The following is a 9617-nucleotide window of genomic DNA, read 5'->3' on the forward strand; positions in this document are numbered from 1 at the left end:
TTTTCAACCGACTCTGCATTTATATTATGCAGCTTAAATGCCGATTAGCTTACAACTTATTCAAAATGGCTTTGTGTCCCGGAGTCAATTCCTCATAAATTGAGTGGAATGCCTCCAAATATTTTTCCTCTGAAGGAATACGACGTTGAACATTTTTCAACACTTTATTATTCTCCTTTTGATTTGCCAAGATGCGAAAATTCGGTGGCAATGAGTGAATATTATCCTTTGCTCACCTTACGGAGAGGATAAAGTTGCATATATAACCTTTGATGTCCAACGAGAATTTAATATACGTAATTAATAAATGTCTTAAAGACTCGTTTAGAGACATTTTAGCTCCTACTTACAGAAATACCTTCCCAAAGATACTAGTATTTAATATTGCTTAATGCATTAAATTTTAGCCCTGATTAGCAGGTAAGATTTTAGTTGGGATTAACCGAAAATTGCTCTCTTATGTGTATTGAATTTGGGCGGGAAACCTGCGGCAATCTTGACATTGCAGAGTCACGGGAATGGTTAGTTACTAACGGTATTGGTGGTTATGCCTCTGGGACTGTGGCTGGTTTGTTGACTCGGCGTTATCACGGACTACTGGTAGCAGCATTAAAACCACCTCTGGGTCGTACCTTACTGCTGGCAAAACTAGATGAAACTGTCCTGTATGATACTGGCTCTTATTCTCTACACACCAATCGTTGGGCAGATGGCGTCATCAGTCCCCACGGTTATCAACACATTGAACGCTTTTCCTTTGAAGGTACAATTCCTGTATGGCGTTTTGCTATTGCTGATGCTTTGTTAGAAAAACGGGTGTGGATGCAACAAGGCGCTAACACAACTTATGTGCAATATATTTTGCGTCGTGCCACTCAACCGCTGAAGTTGACGCTCAAAGCAATGGTCAACTACCGCGATTATCACAGCGAGACTCAAAGCAACGGTTGGCAGATGTCTGTTGAGAAGGTGGAACAGGGGATTTGTGTAACTGCTTATCCAGGTGCTGTACCACTCTATCTACTGAGCGATTCGTCTTTAGGTGATAGCTGCACTATTTTCCACAATTGGTATCATGGCTTTGACTTAGCAGTTGAACGCGATCGCGGATTGAATGACAAAGAAGACCATCTCCACGCTGCTACTTTTGAGGTTACACTGAATCCTGGGGAAGCGATCGCTTTTGTAGCCAGCACAGAAAAACAACCAGATTTACATGGCGAAGCCGCACTTAAGTTACGTCGCGCTCAAGAGCAGAAGCTAACAGGAATTTGGAATAGTAACCGACCCCTCAAAACTAAGGAATCACCTGCTTGGATCAAACACCTAATACTAGCTGCTGACCAGTTTATTGTTGACCGCCCAGTGCCAGAAAACCCCTACAGTAAAACTATCATTGCTGGTTATCACTGGTTTGGCGACTGGGGACGCGACACAATGATTAGTCTACCGGGTTTGACAATTTCAACTGGTCGCCCAGAAGTAGCACGCTCGATTCTTCGCACTTTTGCCAGATATGTAGACCAAGGAATGTTGCCTAATCGCTTTCCCGATGCGGGTGAGCAACCAGAATATAATACTGTCGATGCCACTCTCTGGTACTTTGAAGCAGTCCGCGCTTACTACAGCGCTACGGATGATGATAATTTGCTTGGTGAACTCTTTCCAGTACTTGCAGACATCATTGATTGGCACTGTCGCGGTACACGTTACAACATCCATCTCGATGCAGCCGATGGCTTACTTTATGCAGGTGTTGCAGGTGTACAATTGACCTGGATGGATGCCAAAGTTGATGATTGGGTAGTTACGCCTCGTATTGGCAAACCGATTGAAGTTAATGCCCTCTGGTATAATGCCCTACGCACAATGGCAAAGTTTGCCCGTCAACTTGGTAAGCCACACCAAGAGTATGAAGCAATGGCAGACCGTGCTAAGTATAGATTTTCTCGCTTCTGGAATGAGGAGACAGGTTATTGCTATGACGTTGTAGACAGTCCAGATGGTGATGATTCGGCGTTGCGTCCTAACCAAATATTTGCTGTTTCATTACCAGAAAGTCCGCTCACACCTGCCCAGCAAAGGAGTGTAGTAGAAGCTTGCGGACGAATGTTGCTGACTTCTCATGGGTTGCGATCGCTTGCCCCCGACCATCCTCAATACCAGGATAAATACGGTGGTAATCAGTATCAACGTGATGGAGCTTACCACCAGGGAACAGTTTGGGGTTGGTTGTTGGGGCCGTTCGTCTTAGCACACTTGCGCGTCTACAAAAATCCTGAGCAGGCTCGCCAATTTTTGGAACCAATGGCTAATCATCTCATTGCACACGGTCTTGGTAGTCTTAGCGAAATTTTTGATGGTGATGCTCCGATGACTCCACGGGGATGTATTGCCCAAGCGTGGACAGTGGCAGAAGTTTTGCGTGCTTGGTTGGCAACCGAGAGTTGATGCGGGGAATAACTTATCGACTTGTTCCCTGTCACTCCACCCAAAGTTGAGCAAAACGTTTAGCGAACCGCTATATTTTATCAAAAATACTATCTATATCAATCAGCAAAAGCTTCTTTCAGCCTTTAAATTCAGGTAAAGCAGACAGGAGTAGAAATTTTAAGGTAATTCTCAGCAGACATTAATTTAATTACTAGTAAATGCTTTTAGATTATTGTTAGACAGTAATTTGCAAAATTGAGAGGATAATGAATAAAAATAGCTAGCAATCTTTTTGTCAATGCTGCACTTTTCACCGTCAGAACGCAACAGAGGTTAGTTAAAATCAGCTATAACTCAAGATATAGTAGTTGACAATTTAGCAGTTCGATTTTATTAATAAAACTTTATTAAACACCTTAAGTACAACCACAATAGTGAACCAAATCAGAAAATTTTGGATAAATATAGACCCATTTTCTTTACAGTCACGCCTCACAGTTGGTATTGCAGGATTTTCAGCTTTGGTATTAGGTAGCCTAGCTACATGGACTAGCTGGAAAATGCAGCAAATTTTAGTTGATAGTCATAAATATAATATAGAACAAATAGCCAAGCGTTTGCCGCAAGATGTGCAAATTTACAGTGAAATGATGCAACCTGAAACTGGGTTGCAAAAGGCTATTAATAATTTGGCAAATACTAACATATTATTATGGCTGAAAAGTCCTGATGATAAAATTTTAGTAAAATCTGCGACTTTAGACTTATTATCTGATACTACGGTAGCTGAGTTAATGTCCCTAACTAAAATGCCGATTAAACCACAAGTTTATAAAGTGAACCAAAGCTACTTTGTTTTATGTGGTAGTTCTGTACAAGTGCAGGGTAAATTACTGGGTGAGTTATTTGTAGTAAAGGATATTACCCGCGAACAAAAAATGTTTGGGATAATGGTGCAAAGCTTAGGTATTACTAGCATTTTCGCAATTATTGTATTAACTGCTGCGATCGCATTTTACATCCAGCGTTCTCTGCAACCTCTACGTCAGCTAAATCAAATGGCTTCTGTGATCTCGGCTGAAGATTTAGGACAATCGCAGCTATCAGTTGAAAATGCACCCAGCGAAGTTAAAGAAGTAGCTCAAACTTTAACTATGCTCTTATCGCGCCTCTCTCAATCTTGGAAGCAAGAACGAGAATTTGTGAGTAATGTTTCTCATGAATTACGCACACCTTTAACCATTGTACATGGTTATTTGCAAAGCGTCTTGCGAAGGCAAAATAATTTAACACAAACCCAACAAGAAGCTTTGGAAACTGCGGCATCGGAAGCTGAACGTACTATTCGTCTGCTACAAGATTTACTTGATTTAGCACGAGCTGATAATGGTTACTTATATTTTCAAATGAAATCTTATGTGCTAAATGACTTGGTTGAAGAAGTGGTGATGATGGCAAAAAAATATAGCGATCGCACAATTACAATAGAGTCAAAGATTTATCCAATCGAGATAAAAGTAGACTATAGTCGCTTTAAACAAGTGTTATTAAATTTAATTGATAATGCCATTAAGTATTCTGATACTGGCACACCCATAATTTTTAAGTTAAATCAGCTTCAAGATAAGGCTATTATTCAAGTTTGTGACAAAGGTTATGGCATTCCTTTACAACAGCAAGCACGGATATTTGAGAGATTTTACCGTGTAGATGAATCTCGCTCTCATAGTACTGGAGGTTGTGGTTTAGGTTTATCAATTGTCAAGACGCTTGTAGAAGGTATGGGAGGTAGTGTAAGTGTGCAATCGAAGTTAGGAGAAGGGAGTATATTTACAATCAGTTTACCTACATATAGCAATCCTAAATGAGATTGTGAAATTAGTCGTGGAGGGAGGCAATAGGCAATAGATTTTTTCATGAATGATTTAGGATTGCTATATAGTAGTTCTATATGATTTTTGAAAACTAAAAAACTTAGATTCCTGACTTATTAGAGAAATCAGGAATCTTATTGTTCATGATAATTTACAATTGCACCATAAACTAATATGCCTGGGTTAAGACTTGATCTTCCTTAACCCTCTTTTTTAAGGAAAAATTAGAACAAGTCTTGTGAAAAGAGGTTGGGGGAATTTTTCAGAGCTAAATATCGCTAGCACCAACCGTATTACTCTATCAGCAACAGAGAATCCTAACCTTTATCATGAATATCGATTCTGGCTGTCCCAATTGGGATTTCTCCCATCAATCCAACTCTTTGTCCACTCACTTTATAGAGCAATATATTCCCGCCTGAACTTTTTCTTTGCACGCCTGTTAGCTCTACCTCTAAAGAACTATCAGGAGCTACGGGTTGGTCAAAGGTGATTGATAAACGTTCTTTACTAATCTCTATTTTACTTGCAATCTCTTTACCCGATTGGTCTGTAACCCGAACTCCATTAAAGCGTTCCATCTGACTTGGTAAAGAAATCATTAAGTCTTGCAAATACATTCCCTTTATAGCCAATTTGATAAAGTGAGTATCATTTCTAACGCCAGAGTTAGTAATATGAGGAACGTTAATATTTAAGGCTACTTGAGATAGTGTATATGTATTTGAATTTGATTGGTGATACTTTATAGGTATAGCTAGAGCCGTAGCAGATGTAGTAAGTATTAAAGCAGATAAACTACCAAAAATTAAACCTTTCATAATGAATCCTCGCTTTTAGTGGATTAATGGTTTGATGTGAACCGAGAACCTGTAATTAATAGATTCGTCCATAACTATGAGAACAAGCTGACTCGCAAATTAAAGTTTTCTGAGATTTCAAAATTAATATTCTTATGAAAATTTGGCGATGAAGATAACAAAACAAACACTGATATATTGTCCGTATAATTTGTTATGATTTCTTTTAGGAGTAAAAATATGACAGCACATATCCTTTTGGTGGAAGATGAAATTAAACTGGCGCGATTTGTTGAATTAGAACTTAGTAGTGAAGGATACCGCGTAAGTGTAGCCCACGATGGCATTGCTGGTTTAACCCTGGCGCGAGACTCATCGCCAGATTTAGCGATCCTGGATTGGATGCTACCAGGCTTGACAGGTTTAGAAATTTGTCGCCGTTTACGGGCCACAGGCAGTACAGTACCAGTGATTCTGTTGACAGCCAAAGATGAAGTGAGCGATCGCGTCGCAGGTTTAGATGCGGGAGCCGATGATTATGTAGTTAAGCCCTTCAGCATCGAGGAACTACTAGCTAGAATTCGCGCCCATCTGCGGCGCACGCAAGAAACAGACGAGGATTTGCTGCAATTTGAAGATTTAAGCTTAAATCGCCGCACTCGTGAAGTTTTTCGGGGAAAACGAAGCATTGAGTTAACAGCAAAAGAGTTTGACTTATTAGAATATCTCCTCTCACATCCGCGTCAGGTATTTACTAGAAACCAAATTCTAGAGAAAGTTTGGGGTTACGACTTTATGGGTGATTCTAATATCATTGAGGTATATATTCGTTATCTACGACTCAAATTGGAAGACAATAAGGAAAAGCGATTGATTCATACAGTCCGTGGTGTCGGTTATGCGCTGCGGGAGTAACCCGAATGACTTGGTGATTTCGGCAAAAAGGAACATATTAAAGACAAAAGAGGATCATGAATAAAAAATGGGCTGTTAAACGAATGACAGTAAATCTCACAACCGAGGAAATGAAGAAACTTCAATCCTACTGTGCTTCGACAGGAAGGCCAGCAACAGATGTAATTCGAGAATTGCTCCGAACTCTTGAGGTTGACAATGCTGAAAGCTCTGAGATGGAAACAGCAGACTCAACAAAAACAGTTGCCAGTTCGTCAAAATCACAGTAACTATTCACTCGAATATCCTGCCAAATCTTAGAAATTTGCTACGAGGATTTTCCGACAGATAGCACTAAAGGATGATCATCTTTTGGTATAGTTTTTGCTGTTCCATCTAGATGTCAGCAAAAGTACTTCCACCAAACGTTCTGGTTTGGCGGTGACTGTTAATTGTGAGACAAACGAGGGGGTTAAATGCCCCCTCTGATTGTATTCATGTAAAGACTTAGGGAATTTGAAATAAACAAGACCCCATATAATTGAATAATCTATTTGTTGAAAATCCACTAGAGGTTATTAAAATAGCGATCGCTCTACTTGCTTGCTACTTTGCTAAAATTCCTTTGAGCCAATCATTATATTGAGGGTGACAGGTACACAGCTTTTGTTAATGGTGCTGGTATATCATATGCAAAAAAGGAATCAGAAGCATGGTAGCCCGTCTGTACAGTTATATCCATAAATCTAGCTTTATTGATTCAGTAGACAGCGCTAGCAAACAACATAAAATCGGTCACTCATAAAAAATTTCTCATGAGTCAACGGGACTACGAACGCCTCAAGCACCACGGTTAATAACATGGCTGTAAATCATTGTTGTTTTTAATCTTTGTGTTCGAGTAATTCCTGAACAGTACGGATATCGTAGCCATCCCTATAGAGGAAAATCAGATCTCCAAATATGAACAGCTCGTTGTGCAAAGAATCTTTGCCGTGTAGACAGTGTATTTGGAGTCCATTGTTCAGCTAATATATTTTGCGTTAGCTTATACACACTCTGCTGATAAACTTTTCGCTTGATTGGATAAAGCTTGTTTCCTACTTCGCGATTAAGATTAGGCTCTAAAAGTGTTAGGTTCCCAATGCGGTAAACCATTTCTTCTATTTGGGCATCAGTAAAGTTTTGCTGCCAGTCGCTATTTGGTGATTCCGGCAAGATGTGTTCGATAGAAAAACTATCTTCATTGACATCTATATGTGATGCGTCTGCTTCAAGCTTGCATAAGATATATCGTACTAGTTTCTTCTTCTGCCCTTTCGTGGGAATTGAGAGCAAGGAAAAGTCCTGCAAGAACTTCTCGTCTGAAACATAAACTGAGCGAAGACTATCGAAAACCTGCTTGGGATTAGTTATTTCACCATTCGTAATCAAAATTGCTAACTTACTGTAAAGGGTTTCTAATTTATTGGGATTTAGACTACAAACAATGGTATAGCGAAAAGAAATTACACACACAAGTTTTAATAGACGAGTAAAGTTTTCAAAGGAAAACCTCTCATATGCAGTAAATAGAATTGGATAAGCTTGCTTTACTTGAAATAGCTCAAGTTCGCGAATATAGGGTCGGTTTTCTGAAGCATCACGCCAGAAATCATCATTATAATTGTTGAGAGCAATAAAAAGACCACTATAATCCTCAAGTTGTTCAAGTAAATTGAAAGCTTGTTGTGAAGTTTTCACATTTTTCTGGACTAATCTGAATAGCTTGTCTCCTCGTATATTCTTTTCTTTGGCACCAAAAAAATATCGAAGGAACTCAGTAAAATTTTCTCGTTGAATTGTATTAATAACTTTTCTCCATTGATATTGTGCTATTTCTAAATCAGTCTTTCCCTGAAAAAGTGAAAAAATATAATTAGTTAATATATCAGTGGTACTAAGTGTAACACCTCTTGTATTAAGAGTTTCAAAAATTGAGTAAGCTTTCAATTCATCCTCAACATTTATTTGTACAAACAGTAGGCGTTGCGAAATAGAATCAGTTACTATTTCAACTAAACTTTTTCCGTTATTCGCGATTTCTTGTTTCTCTAAACAACGAAGAAAATATTGAAAAGCTTGCCAAAGAAGCTGATTAGATTTTACAATAGAGCGAAAATTCCTGGATTTTCTAAGATTAATTAAATTACTTTGATAAAAATCATTGTTATTGTCATTCAGGATAAGTTTGCTCGAGTAACGTAAAGAACGTGGATCTCTATCACTTAGATAAGTGCGTCTTAGAATTTCTTGTCGCTCTTGGTTGGCTTCAATGTCTTTTTCTTGTTTTACTAATTCTTGAAGCTTTTCAATAATTGCAATAACAACAATACTGAGTGTTGCCAATCTTTGTTGTCCATCAATGATTATAAACTCTTTGTCTGAAGTACCAGAGTTTTGTAAAACAATTGCTCCCATGAAGTGGCTAGAGTCAGGATTATTGTGAAGTGCCCAAATATCCTGCCAAAGGTCTTCCCAATTCTCTTCTTCCCAAGAGTAGTCACGCTGAAAAGGCGGTACTCGGTAAGCCCTGCCATTACTAAGTAAGTCGCCGAAACTAGTAGAACGCGTATCTAGTAGATTAATTCGAGCCATAAATTTAAGATGGGTAAAATAGTTCTAAACTCTAAAGTATTAGAATCCTGTGTTATCTAGAGTAGCTGAATTCCAGCTAGCTAACACTGTCTTGGTACTGACAAGCGAGAGATTTTGGTAGTAATTCCGAGGTTAGCTGCGAATATGAAATAGACATCTCCAAAAATGAATCTAGAGACGTTGCATTGCAACGTCTCTACAAGGGTTTCAGGTAACGCATAATTCATTTCTGGAGATGTCTAATTATTAAAGAACAGATATTTATTAGGGTGCTTCTCAACCAAGAACCCATAAAATGGAACTAGGTCGGTCTATCACAAGAATGTGAGCAGTTCTGCTATGAAGACATTGGCTAAATGGTCTGTAGACGACTATCATCGCATGGTTGAGGCGGGCATTCTGCGTGGTCGTCATGTGGAACTGCTAACAGGCGAAATTGTTGAGATGAGTCCAGAAACCCCAATTCATTACACCACAGCAAAACGAGGTGCAAAATATTTAGAAGAATTGCTCTCAGGTAAAGCTGATGTTCGTTTCAATGGACCCATTACACTATCCGACTCGGAACCCGAACCTGATATTGCAATCGTTCGACTTCCAGAATCATCCTACAACGATCGCCATCCTGCTCCTCAAGATATCTTCTGGATTGTGGAAGTTGCTCAGACAAGCTTAAAGAAAGACTTGGAGATCAAGGCTGTGATTTATGCAACGGCTGAGATTCAAGAATATTGGGTTTTAAGTTTATCTGCTAAACAGATGATTGTGTTCAGAAACCCTCAAAATGGTAAATATGTTGAAGAATATACTATTGAGCAAGGAACAGTTACACCGTTAGCATTTGCAGATGTTTCAGTATCCGTTCAAAGACTTTTGCCATAGGGTGGCGTTGCTGAATCGAGTGATGAATAAATTTATACGTACAAGACATCTCCAGAAATTAATTATGCGTTACCTGAAACCCTTGTAGAGACGTTGC

The 9617-nt window shown here is 39.1% G+C and carries 7 protein-coding genes; 5 read left to right on the forward strand and 2 right to left on the reverse strand.

Features of this window, described 5'->3' with window-relative positions:
* Positions 1–459: 459 nt before the first annotated feature.
* Positions 460–2451 carry an amylo-alpha-1,6-glucosidase gene (locus VB740_RS15290; protein WP_323200835.1) on the forward strand — a complete coding sequence of 664 codons (1992 nt, stop codon included), beginning with the start codon at positions 460–462 and terminating at the stop codon, positions 2449–2451.
* A 416-nt stretch (positions 2452–2867) separates the two neighbouring features.
* Entirely contained in the window at positions 2868–4301 is a 1434-nt protein-coding gene (locus VB740_RS15295) for a HAMP domain-containing sensor histidine kinase (RefSeq protein ID WP_323200836.1), read from the forward strand.
* Positions 4302–4624: 323 nt separating this feature from the next.
* Here the strand turns inward: VB740_RS15295 and VB740_RS15300 are convergent, their stop codons facing one another.
* Positions 4625–5128, reverse strand: a complete 504-nt coding sequence (locus VB740_RS15300) for a hypothetical protein (RefSeq protein WP_323200837.1) — start codon at positions 5126–5128, stop codon at positions 4625–4627.
* Between the two features lie 219 nt (positions 5129–5347).
* Here VB740_RS15300 and VB740_RS15305 point away from each other — a divergent pair, with 219 nt between their 5' ends.
* Both VB740_RS15305 and VB740_RS15310 read left to right on the forward strand, forming a co-directional pair.
* Positions 5348–6022: a response regulator transcription factor gene (locus VB740_RS15305; RefSeq protein WP_323200838.1), complete on the forward strand. Its 675-nt coding sequence runs from the start codon at positions 5348–5350 to the stop codon at positions 6020–6022.
* A gap of 56 nt (positions 6023–6078) precedes the next feature.
* Complete coding sequence (locus tag VB740_RS15310) at positions 6079–6291, forward strand: CopG family transcriptional regulator (RefSeq protein ID WP_323200839.1); 213 nt, start codon at positions 6079–6081, stop codon at positions 6289–6291.
* Positions 6292–6937: 646 nt separating this feature from the next.
* Here the strand turns inward: VB740_RS15310 and VB740_RS15315 are convergent.
* A complete protein-coding gene (locus VB740_RS15315) occupies positions 6938–8638 on the reverse strand; it encodes a DUF262 domain-containing HNH endonuclease family protein (RefSeq protein WP_323200840.1) in 1701 nt (566 codons plus the stop codon).
* Positions 8639–8977: 339 nt separating this feature from the next.
* Here VB740_RS15315 and VB740_RS15320 point away from each other — a divergent pair, with 339 nt between their 5' ends.
* Positions 8978–9520: a Uma2 family endonuclease gene (locus VB740_RS15320; RefSeq protein ID WP_323200841.1), complete on the forward strand. Its 543-nt coding sequence runs from the start codon at positions 8978–8980 to the stop codon at positions 9518–9520.
* Positions 9521–9617: the final 97 nt, after the last annotated feature.

Origin of the sequence: Nostoc sp. UHCC 0251, from assembly GCF_034932245.1 — a bacterium.
Lineage (GTDB): Bacteria > Cyanobacteriota > Cyanobacteriia > Cyanobacteriales > Nostocaceae > Nostoc.

Excerpts from the sequence above, each read along its gene's own strand:
- VB740_RS15290 (WP_323200835.1), top strand. The coding sequence starts at position 460 with ATGTGTATTGAATTTGGGCGGGAAACCTGCGGCAATCTTGACATTGCA.
- VB740_RS15300 (WP_323200837.1), bottom strand. The coding sequence starts at position 5,128 with ATGAAAGGTTTAATTTTTGGTAGTTTATCTGCTTTAATACTTACTACA.
- VB740_RS15305 (WP_323200838.1), top strand. The coding sequence starts at position 5,348 with ATGACAGCACATATCCTTTTGGTGGAAGATGAAATTAAACTGGCGCGA.
- VB740_RS15310 (WP_323200839.1), top strand. The coding sequence starts at position 6,079 with ATGAATAAAAAATGGGCTGTTAAACGAATGACAGTAAATCTCACAACC.
- VB740_RS15315 (WP_323200840.1), bottom strand. The coding sequence starts at position 8,638 with ATGGCTCGAATTAATCTACTAGATACGCGTTCTACTAGTTTCGGCGAC.
- VB740_RS15320 (WP_323200841.1), top strand. The coding sequence starts at position 8,978 with ATGAAGACATTGGCTAAATGGTCTGTAGACGACTATCATCGCATGGTT.